The sequence below is a fragment of the Chitinimonas naiadis genome (genome assembly GCF_054780835.1).
Window position 1 is genome coordinate 122,876 of sequence record NZ_BAAGVO010000009.1, and the last position, 19,126, is coordinate 142,001.

Consider the following 19,126-nt stretch of genomic DNA (forward strand, 5'->3'; position numbering starts at 1 on the left):
GCCCGACCAGAGACTTAGCTTTGGGATAACCACACTGCAAGTTGGGTCGTTCGGACCTCAGGGTTTGGTAGAATCTCGCCTTTCGCGCTTCGCTGGTCCTGCATGTCTCCTCTAGAACTCCGCGCTTCCGCAGGCCTGGCCGGTCTGTATGCCCTACGCATGCTCGGCATGTTCCTGGTGCTACCGGTCTTTGCCCTGTATGCCCGCCACCTGCCTGGCGGCGAAAACCATACCCTGGTCGGTATCGCGCTTGGCATCTACGGCCTCACCCAGGCCCTGCTGCAACTGCCACTGGGCATGCTGTCGGACCGCATCGGACGCAAACCGGTCATCTACGGCGGCCTCTTGATGCTGGCCATCGGTAGCGTGATCGCTGCGCTGGCCGACAGCCTGGTCTGGATCACCATCGGCCGTGCCCTGCAGGGTGCCGGCGCCATATCGGCTGCGATCACCGCCCTGTTGGCCGACCTGACGCGCGAGGAAAACCGTACCAAGGCCATGGCGATGATAGGCGGCAGCATCGGCATCACCTTCGCCGTCTCCCTGGTCGCCGCCCCTGCGCTCGCCAGCTCCATCGGCCTGTCCGGCATCTTCCTGCTCACTGCCGGGCTCGCGCTGGCCGCCATCGTCGGTGTCTGGCAGATCATTCCCGATCCCTCGCAGAGCCGTTTCCATTCCGACGCCGAAGCCAACCCCAAGCGGCTGGGTGCCGTCTTGCGCGATCCGCAGCTCTTGCGTCTCAACTACGGCGTGTTTGCCCTGCACGCCGCCCAGATGGCGCTGTTCGTCACCCTGCCACTGGCGCTGGTACAAACCGCGGGCCTGCAATCGAGTGAACACTGGAAGGTCTACCTGCCGGTGATGGCCATCGGCTTTATCCTGATGGTGCCGGCCGTGATCGTCGGCGAGACCCGCAACAAGCTCAAGCAGGTCTTCACCGGGGCGGTCGCGCTGATGCTGCTGGCACAGCTTGGCATGGCCGGCAGCTTTGATACGCTGACCAAGATCATCGTCTGGATGGGCGTCTACTTCATCGCCTTCAATGTGCTGGAAGCCACCCAACCCAGCCTGATCAGCAAGATCGCCCCGGCCGACGCCAAGGGCACGGCCATGGGGGTCTACAACACCACCCAGTCGCTGGGCTTTGCCGTCGGTTCTGCCGCTGGTGGCTGGCTCTACCACCAGGGTGGCGCGCTGCCGGTGCACCTGTTCTGTGCCGTGCTGATCGCAGTGTGGTTATTGGTCACCTGGGGCCTTAAACCCCCGATGCCGGTACGCACCATGATGTACCATATCGACGAACAACAACTGGCCGACAGTGCCGGGCTGGCCCGAAAACTGGCCCAGCTCACCGGCGTCAAGGAGGCCGTGGTCATTGCCGAAGAAGGCGTGGCCTACCTCAAGGTACTGCGCGACGGCTGGGACGAGGCTGGCGCCCAGGCGCTGCTGGCCGGGAAATAAACGCATAACGGAATCTGGTGGTTCGGGTCGCAGACCCGATGAATGCATTGATGTCGGGCATGGCCCCGACCGACAAGTGGAGAAAATTTACATGGCATCGCTCAACAAAGTCCTGCTGATCGGCAACCTGGGTAAAGACCCGGAGATGCGCTACATGCCGGATGGCTCGGCCATCTGCAATTTCAGCATCGCGACGACCGAGACCTGGAAAGACAAGAACAGCGGTCAGAAGCAGGAAAAGACCGAGTGGCACAACATCACCATGTACCGTCGCCTGGCAGAGATCGCCGGCCAGTACCTGAAGAAAGGCAGCTCGGTCTATATCGAGGGCCGTCTGCAGACCCGCAAGTGGCAGGACAAGAACACCGGCCAGGATCGCTACACCACCGAAATCATCGCCGATGAAATGAAGATGCTGGGCGGCCGTGGCGGCAGCGGCATGGGTGGTGGCGGTGCGGAATACGACCAGAGCGCCCCGAGCTACAACGAAGCCCCGGCAGCGCGCGGCGGCAACCAGGGCGGCGGCGCCCCGAGCGGCGGTGGCCAGCAGCGTCCGGCACCGCAAAAACCGCAGAACTTCGACGATTTCGAGGACGACATTCCGTTCTGATCGCTGACAGGTACGCAAAGCGTCCAGTCGGGGATCCCCGCTGCTGGATCAAAATGGCCCGGTATCTACCGGGCCATTTTTGTATCTGCCGTTACCATTCATCGTTCTCTAATACAGTCCGTCGCAGCAACTTGCACCGCTCACGCTGCACGGCATGCTGCAGGGTTTTGGCGAAAACCCGCTCGCCGCCCTCAACGATCCTGGAGACTTCATGCGTCGCCCCATTCGTTCCATTGCTCCTGCACTGCTCGCTGGCCTGATCGGCAGCACGGCGCTGGCCGCCGGCAACGGCTACCAGATGCCGGCCCCCGAACTGCAAGCTCTGGTCGACGCCCCGCGCGGCCCTGGCTTCTCGATCGGCCCCAAGCGCGGTGTCGCGCTGCTGACCGGCCTGCCCGGCCTGCCGTCAATTGCCGAAGTCGCCCAGCCGGAATTGAAACTCGCCGGCCTGCGCATCAACCCCAAGGCCCGTGCCGCCAGCCGCTTCGAGTTCGGCGACAGTCTGACCTTGCTGGACGTGAACACCGGTAAGACCCGTCCGGTCAGCGGCCTGCCCAAGGATCCGCGCATTGCCGATAGCGCCTGGTCTGCCGATGAGCGCTGGGTGGCATTCAGCCGCTGGGGCGACGAAGGTGTGGAACTGTGGTTGCTGGACGTACAGAAGGCCAGCGCCCGCCGCCTCCTGAATGAGCGGCTCAATGCCGTCGCCGGTAGCGGTTTTACCTGGCTCAACGGCGGCCAGAAGCTGCTGGTCCGCCTCACGCCGGCCAAGCAGGCCGCCGCCCCGGTCGCCTCCACCACGCCAAGCGGCCCGAACACTCAGGAAAGCGTCGGCGGCAAGGTATCGCAGACGCGTACCTACCCGGACATGCTGAAGACCCCGGCCGATGCCGACCAGCTCGACTGGCAGCTGCAGAGCCAGCTCGGCATCGTCAGCCTCGATGGCAAGCTCGAACGCATCGGCCCGGTCACCACCTTGCTGGGGGTATCGCCCGCCCCGGATGGCAAGCACATCCTGACCGTACAATTGCGTCGCCCCTATTCCTATATCGTGCCGATCAGTCGCTTCCCGCGACTGGTAGAGGTATGGGATGAGCACGGTAAGAAGATCAAGACGATTGCCGAACAGCCCCTGCTGGAGCGCATGCCATCGGGGAATGACGCCGTGCAGCCCGGTCCGCGTAATTTCGGCTGGCGCAATGATGCACCGGCCACCCTGTATTGGGCCGAGGCGCAGGATGGTGGCGACCCCGCCAAGGAAGCCGCGATCCGCGACAGCATCTTCCTGCAGCCGGCCCCGTTCAGCGAGGCCCCACGCAAGTTGATCGACCTCGCTTGGCGCTTCGACAGCATCGCCTGGGCGCGCAACGACCTCGCCCTGGTTGAGGAAAACTGGTGGAAGAGCCGCGACACCCGTACCTGGCGAGTCCAGCCTGGCAAGCCTGAAGCCAAGCCGGATCTACTGGTGTCCCGCAAGTCGGAAGACCGCTACGCCGATCCGGGCGAACCCTCTACCCAGCTCAACGAGTACGGCCGTCCGGTATTGCGCACCACACCGGACGGCAAGTCCCTGTTCCTGCTCGGCGCTGGCGCCAGCCCGGAAGGCGACCGTCCCTTCCTGGATCGCTATGATCTGGATACCAAGCAAAGCACCCGCCTGTGGCGTTCGGCGGCACCTTACTATGAGCGCGCCCTGGCCCTGCTGGACGACGAAGGCAAACGCATAGTCACCAGCCGCGAGGCAGCGGACGAACGCCCCAACTTCTACCTGCGCGACCTTGCCAAGGGTACGGAGCCGGTAGCCCTGACCCAGTTCCCGCACCCCACGCCACAACTGAAGGGCGTTCAAAAGCAGCAACTGCGTTACAAGCGCGCCGACGGTGTGGAACTCAACGCCATCCTCTATCTGCCACCGGGTTACGATCCCAAGCGTGATGGCCCGCGCTCGCTGCTGATGTGGGCCTACCCGCAGGAGTTCAAGACCACCGAGGCAGCGAGCCAGGTCACCGACTCGCCCTACCGCTTCAATCGCATCAGCTACTGGGGCCCGCTGGCCATGCTGGCCCGTGGCTATGTCGCGCTGGATCACCCCGCCATGCCCATCGTCGGCGTTGGGGACAAGGAACCGAACGACAGCTATATCGAGCAGTTGCAGATGGATGCCCAGGCTGCCGTGGACGAAGTCGTCCGGCTCGGCGTAACTGATCGCGACCATATCGCCATCGGTGGCCACAGCTACGGCGCCTTCATGACCGCCAACCTGCTGGCCCACACCCGGCTGTTCCGGGCCGGCATCGCCCGCTCGGGTGCCTATAACCGTACCCTGACACCATTCGGCTTCCAGGCCGAAGACCGTAACTTCTGGGAAGCCAAGTCGGTCTACCAGACCATGGCACCGTTCAACTACGCCGATCAGATCAAGGATGCCTTGCTGATGATCCATGGCGAGATGGACAACAACCCCGGTACTTTCCCGGTCCAGAGCGAGCGCATGTACCAGGCGTTGCAAGGCCTGGGTGCCACCACCCGGTTGGTGATGCTGCCCAACGAGAGCCACGGCTACCGCGCCCGCGAATCCATCCTGCACATGCTGTGGGAACAGGACCAGTGGCTGGAGAAGTATGTGAAGAACGCCAAGCCGCGTGAGGTGGGCAAGTAGACAGCACCGTCACAGCCAGCAGAAGGCCGGGCACTCGCCCGGCCTTTTTCATGGCTGGCTTTGGTACCCCGAGCGGAAGGACCCACCCATCCTGTTGATTTTATTGGGCATTCAAATCAATCAGTTCGAGCCACGGCAGCGAATCCCCTATACACTGACTTCAAGGCAAGTCCGCCCCACAAGAAATCGTCTTGTCGGCCTGCATCGCGCTTCGTACAAGTGTTGTGTCTGTTGAGCGAAACATTTCCCTCGCACGCCAACCCTGCTCACGGAACCGCACCATGCCGGGCTATCACGTCAAACACCAAACTCTCGCACTAGGCGATTCCGATTTTGTCGTCCGCTCCCTGCTTGATCGTCAGCAATACGCCGACCAGGACGGTGCTGCCGAAGCAGCCGGCATCTCCTCCGCCTCCTGGCCGCTGTTCGGTCTGGTCTGGCCTTCGGCCCGCATGTTGGCCGACGCGATGCAGACCTACGATATCGAAGGCAAGCGGGTGCTGGAGATAGGCTGCGGCCTGGCGCTGGCCAGCATGGTTATCCACCGTCGGCTGGGCGACGTCACCGCCAGCGACTGCCACCCGCTGACCGAAGGCTTCCTGATCGAAAATCTCAGGCTGAACCAGCTGCCGGCGCTCAAGTACCAGACCGGCAACTGGGGCAAGGACAATCCCGAGCTAGGCCGCTTCGACCTGATCATCGCCAGCGATGTGCTCTACGAGCGCGGCCAGCCCGAGACGCTGTCCAGCTTCATCGAACTGCACGCCAACGACGATGTTGACGTGATCATCGTCGACCCCGACCGTGGTAACCGCAATCCCTTCTGCCGACTGATGGCCAGCCAGGGCTACGTGCTCGACCTGCAGCGCGCAGCCAGACAGCAAAGCGACGGGGAGGCCTACAAGGGCCACTTCCTCAACTTCAGTCGCCGCCGGAGCGGCATCGCCACAGCCTGATCAGGCGGCCGCTACTGCGGCGAGCAGGTGCCAAACTGCTGCACTGTCGGCATACCGCGCATGAAGCTCTTCTTCAGGATCGGGCTATAGGCGCAATAGATACCCTTGTTGGTGTGGATCACCGTCACACGGTTACTGCCTTCCTGCTGTTCGCGCACTTCCAGCACCACCAGTTCACCAAGATGATTCTCGAAACTCTTGGCCAGTGCGGTCTGTATCGGTGGCGGTAGTTTGCGCAGATTGTTGGGTACCTCGCCGCGCGGCAACAAATGCTGACGCTGCTCGCCCTCTTGCTTGAGGCTACGTTCCGCATCCCGTACACCGGCCAGGGCACGCTCGGTCAGGCTCAGCGCTGCCTGCGTTTCGGATGGCGACAGGCTGACAGTCGGCTCCACCGCGGCAGGCAACGGCGTCGTCCGTATCGCTTCCGCACGCCTGACCTCGTTCGGACGCACCAGTCTGTCCGGCTTGGCCGGCAACGACGGCGGCGAGCTATCCGGCACTTTCGGCTTGGTGATCGGCTGCAGCAACTGCAGCCGGACCTCCAGTGAGGTTGGGCTGATCGCCTGATAGCGCGTCGCTTCCCGCCAGCAAAGTATCAGTGCCACATGCAGCAGCAACGATATGCCTACGGCCCAGCGGCCGGTCTTGCGCGGATAGGTTGGCGTCATGCCGCCCTGCAGTGCCATCGCTACCATTTGCACCCCGAGCCGGTCACGGCATCCTTGAGTAGCGGCACCACCGCCAGCAGGCCTGCTTCCGCATAGGCGTTGCGGCAATCCGGCCGGGCGGTTTTTTCAATCGCGGCCGCCAGCGCTGCATCGCGCGGCCGGACAGCGGACGGCGGGGCTGCTTGGCGCGCCGCCATACCCAGCGCCGGCGCCTGGCGGCGCAGGTCGCCACGCAATTGCTCGCGCAAGGCTTCGACATTCAGGTTCGGGCCGGCCGGGGATTCAAGCGGTAGCTCGGTCGAGCGACTGACGATATCCGCCGGGCGCGCCTCACCTGTCGCGATCAGGGCTCGTGGCCTTGCCGACACGCGTCGGGCGGGCCGGGCCTCAGCAGCTTGCGTACTACTGGCGGGGGGTTCCAGGTGCTGCGCACCCTTTTCTGTCTGCAAGGGCAAGAGGCGCACTTGCAAGCGCGCCAGCGCGGCACCATGTTCATGCGGAGGGCTCGTTACCCCTGCGTTGTCCCATTGCGGCCAGAACCACAGCAGCGCGGCGTGCGAGCCCAGCGAAATGAGCAAAGCCCACCTGCCGGGATGTTTCCATTTCTCCATCTTGCCCCTCCGGAATATTTTGTTGTCGCGCTCCGACCAACCCTTTTGACGGGCGTTCCGTACGGGTCTGCAATTCGATGCGCGATGCTATTATTTGGCCCTGCCTGAAAGGATCACCTCATGTTCGCCACTAGCGACCGTACCCGCAACCCCAACTACGATGAACTGGATCGCCAACTGGCCAGCCTGTTCGAGGGCGAGCGCAACTTCATCGCCAACGCGGCCCAATTCTCGGCCTTCATCTACCAGACCCTGGATGCCCTGAACTGGTCGGGCTTCTACCTCGCCCAAGGCGAAGAGCTGATCCTCGGCCCCTTCCAGGGCAAGGTCGCCTGCGTGCGCATCCCCTTTGGTCGCGGCGTCTGCGGTACCACCGCCGTCAAGCGCGAGACGGTGGTCGTCGCCGACGTCCATGCCTTTCCGGGCCATATCGCCTGCGATGCCGCCTCCAATTCGGAAATCGTGCTGCCGGTCATCCAGGACGGTCACCTGATCGGCGTGTTCGACATCGACAGCCCGGAGACCAACCGCTTCTCCGATGCCGACCGCGCGGGCCTGGAAAAACTGGTGGCGCGCTTTGTCGCCATGACAGACCGTCCCTGAGCGCATCCCGACCGGACGCCGGTGACCCACCAGGGATCGATCCGGCGCCCAGGTGCCGGCGCCCCCTACATCGCCTTGAACCGCCAGGCATAGGCCTGGCTGACCTTCAGCTTGTCGGGCCGTCCACGTACCTCCACGGAGATACGCCCCAGCTCGTCGCGACGGGCCCGCGCAATGGCGTCGGCCCGCACCACCACGCCGCGGTGTATCTGCCAGAACTGCTCCATGTCGAGACCCGCGATCAGCTCACGCAAGGGTTTGCGCACATGGGCTTCATCCTCCTGGCTGACGACCCGGGTGTACTTCTCGTCCGATTCGAAAAACAGGATCTGCTCGATCGGGAACAACTTGATCGTGTCCCCCACACTGGCACTGATCCAGCGTATGCGGTTGCCAGCCCCCACCTGTGGGCGCAGGCGCCGGTCCAGCTCGGCCATCAGTTGGCCGATCTCCGGCGCCGCCTGCGATAGCTTCAGCCGTTCCTGCAGGCGGCCCACCGCCTGCTGCAAGCGTTCGGTCGCGATCGGTTTGAGCAGGTAGTCCAGCGCGCCGGCCGCAAAGGCCTCCACCGCATACTGGTCATAGGCCGTGGTGAAAATGGCGTGGCAGCGACCGCTGACTGCATGCGCCACATCCAGGCCGGACAAGCCCGGCATGCGGATATCGAGAAAGGCCACATCGGGCCGATACTGCTCGATCGCCTCCAGCGCATCAGCACCATGCTCGCACTCGGCCAGTATCTCCAGCTCCGGCCAAGCCGCCTCCAGCATGCGGCGCAACTCGCTGCGCAGCAGGTCTTCGTCATCGGCAATGATGGCGGTGGGCATACAGTGTCTCCAGACTGCGAATTGTTATTGAGATAAAGGGATCTGTATGGTGGCGAGCACGCCACCTTCCGGCCGGGCTTTCAGCGCCAGGGAAGCCCGCTTGCCGTACAGCTCGCGCAAGCGCTCGTCGATATTGCTCAGGCCTATGCCGCTACCGGAGGTATCCCCGCCAAACCCCACCCCGTCGTCGCTGACACTCAGTGCCAGATAAGGCTCCCCTTCCAGGGTCAGACGTGCGGCGTGGACCTCGATATGACCGGCACCGATCTTGGGCTCTATCCCGTGCTTGACCGCGTTCTCCACCAGCGAGATCAGCAACAGCGGCGGCACGGGCAAGTCCGCCAACCCCGGCTCGATCTCCACGCTGTAGCTCAACCGTGGAATACGCGCCCGCATTAGGCCAAGATAGGCCTTGGCGGCATTCAACTGGGCGGATAGGCAGGCCTGCGCACTGCTGCCATCACTGCGCAACTGCGGGATGGTGGCGCGCAGGTAGTCCACCAGGTTGTCGATGATGGCCGTTGCCCGCTGCGGGTCGGAACTGACAGCCGAGCGTACACCGGCGAGGGTATTGAACAGGAAATGCGGCTCGATCTGCGCCGCCAGCACGGAAAGCCGGAGCTCGGCCTCGTTGCGTGCAGCCTTCGCACGTTGCAGCTCTTGTTGCCGCAGCGCAGCAGCTACCCGCCCCCGCTGGCGGAAATAGCCGATCAGGTGCCAGCCCCCGCCCAGCCAGAACATGAACACATAGACCCCACCCCTGGCGACAAAGCGGCCGATCAGGGTGCCCACCTGGATACCCTGCTGATAGGCATGCTCTCGCTCGTCCACCGCCTTGGCCGCGACTGGCTGGGGTGGTGCGTCGGGTTCGGCCGGCTTCTGCTCACCCCCCTTGAGCGAGGCCTTGCCGCCGAACTCGAACGCCAGCTCGACGGTCCCGTCTCCCAGCAGCAAGGCCTTTGCCAGGTAGCGGCCTCCGGTCTCCACCGCATCGCTCAACAAGACCCCGCCCAGGATGATGGCAACCAGCGCATAACCTTCACGATTCGCCGGCCAACCGCGCCGGCGCAGCCAGACAGCCACGCCGGGACCGACCGTGATCAAGGACACGGTACTGAGCGAAATGGAAATGAACGGCACCCAGAAAACACGCCAGTCCCCCTCCGCTCCCATGCGTATCAGCACGGTCGCCACGCCCAGCACCAGCACGATCAACAACAGAGGGAGCGTCCGGTAGCAGTACCACGGCCAGCTGAAGATCGGATAGTTGCGCGCCCGCGCCAGCCAACCGGCTATCTGCGCCGAGACTTCGGCTGGCAACGGCTGGTCCAGCAGGCGACCTGGCTCTGTCGATGTGGCAACACGATCCATCGGAAAACCCACTGTTCGATATATAAGTGCTGCGAGGATAGGGCTTCCCGTCACGCAACGGCAAAGTCGCGATGAAACCGCGGCAAACGAGGACGAAAACCGTCGCAGACGGCATGAAACCTGCAGGGTGCAGACAACAAAAAGCCCCGCCTATGAACGGGGCTCTTTGGGTACGGATGGGCTGGGCCTCAACCGTTGTCGTGGATTTCCAGCTTGTAGCCGACCTTTAATGCCGAAGCCTTGTTGCCCACCTTGTTCCACTTGCGCAGGTCAGCGACGCTGACATCGTGCTTGCGGGCGATGGTGTCAAGCGTATCGCCACGGCGCACCACGTACTTGACGGTCTTTGCACCACCGCGGGTTTCAACCTTGGCCTGGCGCAGGCCGGGCTTGCTGTCTACATCGCGCAGTATCAGCTTGCGCCCCACCTCGACCTTGTTGGTCTTGAGCCCGTTGATCTTCTTGAGCTGCTCGGCGCTGACACCGTGGCGGTTGGCGATCGAGAACAGGGTATCGCCGCGCTTGACGGTATAGCTTGCCGATACCGCCGTGACCACGGTCACCGGATCGACCGGCTGCCCGGCGCCGACGATCAATGCCGCCAGGTTCTGCCGCTCGCTGACATCGACGCTGTCACGGATCGGTACCAGGATGGTCTGGCCGTTGGCCGCACGCGCACCGCTGAGCTTGTTGACGTCGCGCAGCTCGGCGACCGGGATGCCGAACTTGCCGGCAATGGCCTCCAGCGATTCGCCACGCTTGGTGACATAGGGTTGCCAGGACAGCAGCGGCTTGTCATAGCTTTGCAGGTTGCGCTCGAAAGCGTCCACCTTGTCCACCGGCAGCAGGAGCTTGCGGTCATCCTTGTGGGCGAACACCGGCCGGATCAGGCCAGGATTGAGCTGCAGCAGCTCCTCGACCGTCGTGCCGGCGAGCTTGGCCGCCAGTTGCAGGTCCATGTGCTTGCCAGTCGAGACGGGCTGGAAATAGGGCTGGTTGGGCATGGCCGGAATACTCAGGCCATAAGCTGCAGGATTGGCGATGATATTGCGCACGGCCAAGAGCTTGGGCACGTAGCTTTCGGTCTCGCGTGGCTTGCGGATGGTGTCGAAATCGTCATCCATGCCGCGGGCGCGGGTCTTGGCCAGCGCACGGCCTACGCCACCCTCGCCCCAATTGTAGGCCGCCAGGGCCAGTTGCCAGTCCCCGAATAGATTGTAGAGATCCTGCAGGTAGTCGAGCGCGGCGTAGGTAGCGGCCATGACATCCTGCCGGCCGTCGTACCACCAGGTACGTTCCAGGCCATAGCGCTGGCCGGTCGACGGAATGAACTGCCACAGGCCGGACGCCGAAGCATGCGACTCGGCCTTGGGAATGAAGGCGCTTTCCACGATAGGCAGTAGCGCGATCTCGGTCGGCATACCACGCTTCTCGACTTCGCCAACGATAAAGTACAGATAGCGGCGGCTACGTTCCACAACGCGCTGGATGTACTTGGGATTGTTGGCGTAGAAACGCTCCTGCGCCCGGACGGCCGGACTGTCCGATTCTTCCATCTTGAAACCCTGGCGCACCCGGGCCCAGAGGTCGGTCTGGTCAGCGGGAGCGATCAGGGGTGAGGTCGGTTCTGTGGCCACCGGCAGGTCGGTGACCGGCAGGGACAAGGGGGTCGCCTGCGGCTGCGGGCTGGTCGTCTCGACCGCCGGCAGCACCGTCTCGTCAGCCTGGCTCAGCGGCGCAAACAGGGCGGCGATCAAGGCAAACAAGGGGGCGATGCGGAATTGGATTTTTGGCATGGGCAACAATGAAAAAGGCGTGTCGCAACGAAATGAAAACGCGGGGACACGCCATATTGGAAACTGCCGCGATGGTAGGGCGGCAAACTGCCAGCGTCAATCAAAAATGCCTTATGAATCAATATGGAATCGCGGCATCAGCCGGCGCATACTCAGGCAGCATAACGCGATCCGCAGCATTGACCGATCGTCGATTCGAAAAGTTCGGCCCGGTCATCCGCCGCACTCCCCGCTCAACATCGGCGCGGCCTGCCATGCTATCGGAACTGGTCCTTCCAGCGCCGCAGGGCGGCAAACACCGCGACCGGCCCATCATCCTCCGCCCCTTGCCCGCGCGCCGCCGCCTGTACCGCCGGCACGGCCCAGCGCAGAAAGGGATTGGTCGATCGCTCAAGGCCGATGTGGCTGGGCAGGGTGGGCTCCATCCGCTGCCGACGGGCTTCGTCGGCCTGGCTGCGCGCCAGCAGCGCGGAATTGTCCGGCTCAACCGCCCTGGCAAAGCGCTGGTTGGACAAGGTGTACTCATGGGTGCAACAGACCAGCGTCTCATCCGGCAGCGCCGCCAGCTTTGCCAGCGACCGTTGCATCTGCTGGGCCGTGCCTTCGAACAACCGTCCGCAACCACAGGCGAACAAGGTATCGCCGCAGAACAGCGCCCCTTCGCCATGATAAGCAATATGGTCCAGCGTATGCCCCGGCACGGCCATCACTTCGAAGGCCAGGCCGATATCCGCCAGCAACAGCCGCTGTCCGTCTGCTACCGCATGGTCGACCACGGCGATGCTGGCGGGGCCATAGACCGGGCAGGCCCATTGCTGGACCAGCTCGGCCACGCCTCCGGTGTGGTCGCCATGATGGTGGGTCAGCAGAATGGCGACCAGTCGCAGATTCAGGGCGGCAAGCCGCTCGGCAACCGGTGCAGCCTCGCCTGGGTCGACGACGATCGCCAGGCCGTCGTGCTGCAACAGCCAGACATAGTTGTCCTGCAGGATAGGAACAGGCAGGATGGATAGCATGATTATCTCCGATGAATATGGCTTGCCGGCTCCGGCACAATTCGCCCACTGGCTGACCAGCCCGCTGGGCCAGTATGTGCTGGAACGCGAGCAGGCTTTCTTCGAACGGGCCGTAGCCGATGTATTCGGTTACTACGCCGTGCAGCTCGAGCTGCCAGCCTTCGATCTGCTGGACGCCAACCGCATGCCGACCCGTTTGACCGCCGGCCTGTCGGACGGTTGCCAGCTCGCTTGCGATCCCGCCCAGCTCCCTTTCCCGGCGGCCAGCGTCGACCTGCTGGTGCTACCACATACGCTGGACTTCCATACCGATCCCCGCCTAGTGCTGCGAGAGGCCGAGCGCGTCCTCGTGCCGGAGGGCCGCTTGATGCTGACCGGCTTCAATCCCTGGAGTCTGTGGGGCGCGACACGCCTCGGCAAGCGTAAATCCGGCACGCCCTGGCAGGCCCAGTTCCTCGGCCTGCCACGCGTCAAGGACTGGATGGCGCTGCTGGGGTTTGAACTCGAAAGCAGCGGTGTCTGCTGCTATGCGCCACCGCTGACCCACAGCCGCTGGCGCGACCGTTTTGCTTTCATGGAAACCGCAGGCGGTCGCTGGTGGCCGGTGGGTGGTGGCGTCTACTGCCTGGAAGTCGTCAAGCGTGTACGCGGCATGCGGCTGATCGCGCCAAGTTGGAAGAAAGCCCGCAGCCGGGTCCGCCAGGTTGCCGTCGCAGTACCGGACCGACATAGCCCACACCAGAACTGATTCCCCTCAAGCCTAGCGGCCGTGCTCCGCACGCCAGGCCTGTACCGCCGGCCCGATCCCGCTCAGCCGGTCCATCCGCAGGACCTGCTCCGGCAAGCGCTTGAGTGCAACAGCACCGGCGCCCCCCAACCAAAGCTCGACCGCCTTGGGCAGACGTTGTCGCAGGCTGCTTACGAGTTCGCTCGCCTCCCGGGTCGGGAACGTGGATGAAATCGAGATCGCCAGCACATCGCAACCCAGTTCGCAGGTCGCCTCGGTCATGTCATCCAGCGGCAGCGACACGCCCAGCGACCAGGTCTGGCAGCCATTCATGCGGAGCATGGCCTCCACCATCAGGAGGCCCAGGCCATGCTGCTCCCCGGCCGGGGTGGTCAGCAGCACCCGCGGCGGCGAGAGCGGCTGGTGGAGGGCGTTGATGGCCATGCGCACCGTCTGCGAAATCAGTTCCACATAGGCATGCTCCTGCCAGGCGCCGATCTCCCCGGAAAACCAGGCCTCCCCTACTCGCGTATTGGCGATAGGCATGAACTCGGCCACGAAATCCCGCAGGCCGCGCACGACGAGCTCACCTTGCAGATAAGCCTGCACCGCGCCCAGGTCGCGCTCCATCAGGCAACGCACCAGGGGATCGAGATCAGCCGGCGCATCGGCCGCCTGACTGCCGCGGCTGATACGTTCCAGCAGCTGTGCCAGCTCCGCGGCTTCGCTGCGTACGATCTTGCTGGGGCGCAGCCCCCGGTCGAGCAACCGTCGTACCAGTCTCAGCTTCTCCACCTGTTCGGGCGGATAGACCCGGTCTCCCTGCTCATCGCGAGCGGGCAGCGGAAAGCCGTAGCGGCGTTCCCAGATCCTCAGCAGTTCCTTGCTCAGGCCTGTTTCACGCTCGACCGCACTGATGTTCAACCCCAGGGAATAGTCAGCTTGCATGGTGTGTTTGAACGGATAGGAAGGAAGTTATCCACACATAATAACGCCGAACGCTTATGTATGTTTGTCTCTCGGCAACAGTACCCGGCGCGGTCCTGTTGACAAGTGCAGAACCTCGCTACAATGCAGCGGATTCCGGCGACTCCCGCCGCCGGGGCAACGATACCAACATGGGAGGTGACAATGCATCACAAGCCACAATGGCTGGCGTTCACGCTGGCTTTGGCGCTGCCCCTGGCCGCGCACGCAGTAACCGGCAATGCGGAAGCCGGCGCCAAGAAAAACTCGATGTGCGTAGGCTGCCACGGTATTCCTGGCTACAAGACAGCCTATCCCGATGTCTATCAGGTGCCCAAGATCGGCGGGCAGCATGCCGAATACCTGGCCGCAGCCCTGCAAGGCTACAAGACCGGGTCGCGCAAGCATCCCACCATGACCGGCATCGCCGCGCAATTGTCCGAACAGGACATTGCTGATCTCGCCGCCTACTACGCCGCCAAGAAGTAAGGGGAGCGACATGAACCACATCACACGTCTCACCCTCGTACTGCTGGCTGCGGGCGGACTGACCGTCCAGGCAGCCGACCTGGCAGCCGGCCGCGCCAAGGCGGAGCAAGTCTGCGCAGCCTGCCACAATGTCGACGGCAACAGCACCAACCCGCAGTACCCGGTGCTGGCAGGCCAGCACATGGACTATCTGCGCAAGTCGCTCAAGGACTACCAGACCGGCGCGCGCAGCAACGCCATCATGGCGCCCATGGCTCAGGCACTGTCCAAGGCCGACGTCGAGAACGTCGCCGCCTGGTTTGCTTCGCAGCAAAGCAAGCTGAACATGCAAAGATAAAGAACGTGCGAAAGCGGGTACCGTCGTCGGTACCTCCTGATCACGCAACCTTGGAGCAATCCCCCGACGGGCCGGTCTGACTGGCCCGTTTCATATTGCTGGACATGCCACATATGCACACTGTCGAAGCCCCTCGGCTGAGCAACCCGCAATTGATCGTCCGCTTGGGCCAGCCCGAAGACGCCGATGCCCTGCAAGCCTTCCTGCTGGCCAATCGCAACGCCTTTGCGCCGGTCGAACCCCGTCGGCCGGAGAATTTCTACAGCCTGGAATTCTGCCTGATGCGCCTGGCGCTCAACCGCAGTCACTACCAGGAAGGGCGTAGCGTCAGCCTGCTGGTGCTTGAGCCGGACAACCGCACCGTGATCGGCACCATCAACTTCACTAACCTGGTCGGCTATCCTTACCATGGCGCCACCCTGGGCTACTCACTCGCGCAGAGCCACTGGGGACGCGGGCTGATGCAGCAGGCCCTGCAACTGGCGCTGGACTGGATATTTGCTGCCCACAATCTGCATCGCATCACCGCCAACCATCTGCCGGACAATGAGCGCAGCAGCCGCCTGCTGGCCAAGCTCGGCTTCCGGCGCGAGGGCTACGCGCCGGACTACCTGCTGATCGACGGTGTCTGGCGCGACCATGTACTGACCGCGTTGACCAACGAACAATGGCTTGCGCGGGACCAGTCGGCCGGCCTGGTATGGCAGGGTAACGGACAGCAATCCTCCATTTGAAGGATGGTCGGCGCGGGCAAGCCTCAGTAAGCTGGCGACCTTTTGCCGGCCGGACCGGCAGGCATGAGGAAGGAAACCCACATTCCACCTCGAAATCCTGACCGTATGGCGGCGGAACCACATAGCTGGCCGCGTATCAGAGAATAATCATTCAGCTCTCGATCAAAGAAGAGCTCGGCAGCGCAGTCGCCAGATCCCACCCGGAGGTGAGCATGCTAGACGGGCTGACACAGCTCTTCACCAGCCAGGGGTTCATCCCCCACGGTTATTGTTTCGCCTGGTCCTCCTCGCTGCTGTGGACCTATGTGTTTGCCAATGCGGCCATCGGCCTCGCGTACTTCAGCATCCCGCTCGCATTGGTGGTGCTGATACGTCGTCGCAAGGACCTGCGCTTCAACCGCATGGCATCGATGTTCGCCGCCTTTATCCTGGCCTGCGGCACTACCCACTTTCTCGACATCATCACCATCTGGCAGCCGCTCTACTGGCTGGATACCTGGGGAAGGGTAGTCACCGCGACCATCTCGCTGGTGACGGCCATTGTGCTGTGGCGCTCCATCCCCAGCATCCTGGCAATTCCCAGCCCTCGCCAACTGGCCGACGCCAATATCCAGCTCTCCGAGGAAATCGCCGTCCGCAAAGACAAGGAAACCGAACTCAAGCACAGCGAAGAGCAGTTGCGCCTGCTGTCCGAGAACCTGGAAGCCAAGGTCATCGAACGCACGGCAGAGCTGGCCGACGCCAACGCCCGTCTGCAAGCTGAGGTCACCGATCGGCAGCGCATGCAGAACGAGCTGCAGGTGCTCAATCGAAAGCTTGAGGAATCGCTGCGGCAGCAGGCGGCGCATTCCAATGAGATGGAACAGCTCAACAAGATGGGCGACCTGATGCAAAGTTGCGTGTCGGTGCAGGAGCTGACCCAAGTCATGTGCAACTTCTCCGCCGGCTATCTCGAAGCACCCGCCGGAGCGGTCTACCTGCTTGACGAGGAGGCCGGCCTCGCTGCCATGGAAAGCCAGTGGGGTGCCATGCCGGAGGTGGAAAAGGTCTTTCCACCGGCTGGCTGCTGGGCCTTGCGGCGCGGGCAGATCCATCCTACCGATCCGCTACAGCAGAACCTGCACTGCCAGCACGTCAGCGATGACAGCAACCATGTCTGCATCCCGCTGATTGGCAACGGCGAGACTCTGGGCCTCTTGCATTTGCGCAATCCCCGCGGCTTGCACGACCAGGCCTTTCTCGACGGCGTGGCCAAGCGTGCGGCACTGGCGCTGGTCAGCCTCAAAGCGCGCGAGGCCCTGTTCAACGAAGCCACCCACGACCCGCTGACCAACCTATACAACCGGCGCTACCTTGATGGCGCGATGGACGACGCCGAGAAGCGCGCCCGCCGTGGCAATCGTTCCGTCGGCCTGATGATGCTGGACCTCGATCATTTCAAATCGGTCAACGACACCTACGGGCATGAAGTCGGCGATCAGGTACTGCGGGAATTCGCCGCCCAGCTGCGCACCAGCCTGCGCTCCGGGGATGTTGCCTGCCGTTACGGCGGCGAGGAGTTCACCGTGCTGCTCAACGGCGCCTCGCTGGCCGCCACTCGGCAGCGTGCCGAGCAGTTCCGGCAGGCGGTGGAGAAGATACGTATTCCTTACCAGAACAAGGTACTGACACTCACGGTCTCGATCGGCATCGCCGCATTTCCCGAAGATGGCCACACGCTCAGCGACGTCCTGCACGCTGCCGATGAAGCGCTGTACTTTGCCAAGCACCATGGTCGTAATCGCGTCGCAGCCGCCAACGAAGCCAGCAAGAACCAGGAAAGCGAGCCCGCGGCCTGACCGGCGGACTCACTACACCGGACCGGGACAAGCTGCTCGCCACCGGTCCGCCGTTACCAGCATCAGTTGGTCTTGAACACCACCGCCTTGTAGCTGTTCGCCGCCCCTACCAGCGCGAAGTTGTAGGCGCCACCGGCCACCAGGGTATCGGTCGTCAGCTGCGCCAGGGCAGCGCCGTTGCTGCTCGCGTTGTAGGTGATCGGGTAGGACAGCACATCCAGATCGATCGCGGCCGAACGACTACCGGCAGCCAGATTGCTCAACAGTGGCTGGTAGTTCACGACCGCATCCACCAGTGGCTGGTCTGAAGTCGCGTTGATGAAGCGGCCGCGTACCCGGCTGCTCGACACGGCCAGATTGCTGTCCTCGAATACCAGGCCGCTAGCCGCGCCGGAAAGGCCGCTGGAGAACAAGGTGTAATCGCGTCCTGGCTGGAAGGTCTGCTGCTGGTTGATGAAAGCACTGCCGGTGCTCTCGTTGCTGAACGTCAGCGCATGCGTGCCTGCGGGCTGGATCACGTAGTTGGTCACGCCACCGAAGGGAACGGACTGATAGGCCGCGGTGCCATCCAGCGACACTCGGGTGCCGGTCACATCCGGGCTGCCCTGTACCACGCGCAGACGGCTGAGCGTATTGGGCACGATCTTGGCCGAGCCGTCATCCGGCTTGATCAGCATCACGGTCGGCAACTGGCTGCTGCCCAGCGTGTGCAACACCAGGGTATTAGCACTGTTGTCGAAGGTCAGGCTGCTGTCGAAGACCACGGTCTTGGTCCCGGACAAGGTCAGCCGTATGCGGTAGGTCCCCGTTGCAGTCTCGCTACTGTAGGCCGACATGCTGCCAGCCGCATAGGCATAGACCGTCGGACTGAGGCTGCTCAGGTCGTCGCCTGTACCGGTGACATACAGGTCATAGCCCGGCAGGTTATCGGCCGCCAGCAAGGTACGGACCACGAACTTGCCACTGCTCACGCTGTAAGCCTCGTCGGTGAAGGTGGCGTACTTCATGCCGATGGCCGTGCCGTAAAGATAGGTGGTGCTATGGCTCTTCTGGGCCGGTGACAGGGTGAAGGTACCCAGCAGCACATTGCTCGCACTATTGATATTGACGGTATAGCTACCCCACTCATTGTCCTGATAGCTGCTGGACTGCTCGAAGGCGAGGCCGCTGAACTTGGTCGTATCGCTGAACAGGACGTTGACCGTAGCCTGGTCCGTCATCAGGTTCACGAATCGCAGATTGGCGTGGATGCTGTCGTCACCGCTCTTGAGCCCGTTGCAAGCAGTCAATCCCACCGCACCCAGCATACCCAGCGCCAGCCCCAGGCTGGCCAAAGTGGACCTTCTTTGCATCAACTGCTCCCTATCTTTCAACCATGCGACGCCTGCCATTCAGGCGCGATCGGGGGCCGACGATAAGGGGCAGTTGTTCGCCAAGTATGTGGCGAACGTGGC

Annotated in this window: 18 protein-coding genes; 10 read left to right on the forward strand and 8 right to left on the reverse strand. The window is 63.2% G+C overall.

Features of this window, described 5'->3' with window-relative positions; translation table 11 throughout:
* Positions 1-102 precede the first annotated feature (102 nt).
* The 4 genes from ACYVHK_RS23715 to ACYVHK_RS23730 all read left to right on the forward strand — a co-directional run bounded on the left by ACYVHK_RS23715 (position 103) and on the right by ACYVHK_RS23730 (position 5,686).
* Complete coding sequence (locus ACYVHK_RS23715) at positions 103-1,461, forward strand: MFS transporter (protein ID WP_460537359.1); 1,359 nt, start codon at positions 103-105, stop codon at positions 1,459-1,461.
* A gap of 91 nt (positions 1,462-1,552) precedes the next feature.
* Positions 1,553-2,071 carry a single-stranded DNA-binding protein gene (locus tag ACYVHK_RS23720; RefSeq protein ID WP_460537361.1) on the forward strand — a complete coding sequence of 173 codons (519 nt, stop codon included), beginning with the start codon at positions 1,553-1,555 and terminating at the stop codon, positions 2,069-2,071.
* Between the two features lie 211 nt (positions 2,072-2,282).
* Positions 2,283-4,730: an alpha/beta hydrolase family protein gene (locus tag ACYVHK_RS23725; protein WP_460537363.1), complete on the forward strand. Its 2,448-nt coding sequence runs from the start codon at positions 2,283-2,285 to the stop codon at positions 4,728-4,730.
* Between the two features lie 281 nt (positions 4,731-5,011).
* Entirely contained in the window at positions 5,012-5,686 is a 675-nt protein-coding gene (locus ACYVHK_RS23730) for a class I SAM-dependent methyltransferase (RefSeq protein WP_460537365.1), read from the forward strand.
* A gap of 11 nt (positions 5,687-5,697) precedes the next feature.
* Here ACYVHK_RS23730 and ACYVHK_RS23735 read toward each other — a convergent pair whose 3' ends face one another.
* Positions 5,698-6,357 (reverse strand): hypothetical protein, encoded by a 660-nt coding sequence (locus ACYVHK_RS23735; protein WP_460537367.1) that lies wholly within the window; start codon positions 6,355-6,357, stop codon positions 5,698-5,700.
* A 20-nt stretch (positions 6,358-6,377) separates the two neighbouring features.
* A complete protein-coding gene (locus ACYVHK_RS23740) occupies positions 6,378-6,935 on the reverse strand; it encodes a hypothetical protein (RefSeq protein ID WP_460537369.1) in 558 nt (185 codons plus the stop codon).
* Between the two features lie 153 nt (positions 6,936-7,088).
* On the opposite strand from ACYVHK_RS23740, the gene ACYVHK_RS23745 reads away from it, so the two are divergent.
* Positions 7,089-7,571, forward strand: a complete 483-nt coding sequence (locus tag ACYVHK_RS23745) for a GAF domain-containing protein (RefSeq protein WP_460537371.1) — start codon at positions 7,089-7,091, stop codon at positions 7,569-7,571.
* 65 nt (positions 7,572-7,636) lie between these two features.
* Here ACYVHK_RS23745 and ACYVHK_RS23750 read toward each other — a convergent pair whose 3' ends face one another.
* From ACYVHK_RS23750 to gloB, 4 genes are all read right to left on the reverse strand, one after another.
* Positions 7,637-8,398, reverse strand: coding sequence for a LytR/AlgR family response regulator transcription factor (locus ACYVHK_RS23750; protein WP_460537373.1), 762 nt, complete (start codon positions 8,396-8,398; stop codon positions 7,637-7,639).
* 24 nt (positions 8,399-8,422) lie between these two features.
* A complete protein-coding gene (locus ACYVHK_RS23755; RefSeq protein WP_460537375.1) occupies positions 8,423-9,769 on the reverse strand; it encodes a sensor histidine kinase in 1,347 nt (448 codons plus the stop codon).
* A 188-nt stretch (positions 9,770-9,957) separates the two neighbouring features.
* The gene (locus tag ACYVHK_RS23760; RefSeq protein WP_460537377.1) at positions 9,958-11,565 is read right to left on the reverse strand and encodes a lytic transglycosylase; all 1,608 of its coding nucleotides are present in this window, start codon (positions 11,563-11,565) and stop codon (positions 9,958-9,960) included.
* A 257-nt stretch (positions 11,566-11,822) separates the two neighbouring features.
* On the reverse strand, positions 11,823-12,581 hold the full coding sequence (gloB, locus tag ACYVHK_RS23765; RefSeq protein ID WP_460537379.1) for a hydroxyacylglutathione hydrolase: 759 nt from the start codon (positions 12,579-12,581) through the stop codon (positions 11,823-11,825).
* On the opposite strand from gloB, the gene ACYVHK_RS23770 reads away from it, so the two are divergent.
* A complete protein-coding gene (locus ACYVHK_RS23770) occupies positions 12,580-13,329 on the forward strand; it encodes a class I SAM-dependent methyltransferase (protein WP_460537381.1) in 750 nt (249 codons plus the stop codon). The two genes, gloB and ACYVHK_RS23770, sit on opposite strands and share 2 nt — an antisense overlap.
* A gap of 12 nt (positions 13,330-13,341) precedes the next feature.
* Here ACYVHK_RS23770 and ACYVHK_RS23775 read toward each other — a convergent pair whose 3' ends face one another.
* Entirely contained in the window at positions 13,342-14,256 is a 915-nt protein-coding gene (locus ACYVHK_RS23775; RefSeq protein ID WP_460537383.1) for a MerR family transcriptional regulator, read from the reverse strand.
* 183 nt (positions 14,257-14,439) lie between these two features.
* Here ACYVHK_RS23775 and ACYVHK_RS23780 point away from each other — a divergent pair, with 183 nt between their 5' ends.
* From ACYVHK_RS23780 to ACYVHK_RS23795, 4 genes are all read left to right on the forward strand, one after another.
* On the forward strand, positions 14,440-14,763 hold the full coding sequence (locus ACYVHK_RS23780) for a c-type cytochrome (protein WP_460537385.1): 324 nt from the start codon (positions 14,440-14,442) through the stop codon (positions 14,761-14,763).
* Between the two features lie 10 nt (positions 14,764-14,773).
* Positions 14,774-15,100 carry a c-type cytochrome gene (locus ACYVHK_RS23785; RefSeq protein WP_460537387.1) on the forward strand — a complete coding sequence of 109 codons (327 nt, stop codon included), beginning with the start codon at positions 14,774-14,776 and terminating at the stop codon, positions 15,098-15,100.
* Positions 15,101-15,213: 113 nt separating this feature from the next.
* Positions 15,214-15,834 carry a GNAT family protein gene (locus tag ACYVHK_RS23790; RefSeq protein ID WP_460537389.1) on the forward strand — a complete coding sequence of 207 codons (621 nt, stop codon included), beginning with the start codon at positions 15,214-15,216 and terminating at the stop codon, positions 15,832-15,834.
* Between the two features lie 212 nt (positions 15,835-16,046).
* Positions 16,047-17,672 (forward strand): sensor domain-containing diguanylate cyclase, encoded by a 1,626-nt coding sequence (locus ACYVHK_RS23795; protein WP_460537391.1) that lies wholly within the window; start codon positions 16,047-16,049, stop codon positions 17,670-17,672.
* A 62-nt stretch (positions 17,673-17,734) separates the two neighbouring features.
* Here ACYVHK_RS23795 and ACYVHK_RS23800 read toward each other — a convergent pair whose 3' ends face one another.
* Complete coding sequence (locus ACYVHK_RS23800; RefSeq protein WP_460537393.1) at positions 17,735-19,024, reverse strand: DUF4397 domain-containing protein; 1,290 nt, start codon at positions 19,022-19,024, stop codon at positions 17,735-17,737.
* Positions 19,025-19,126: the final 102 nt, after the last annotated feature.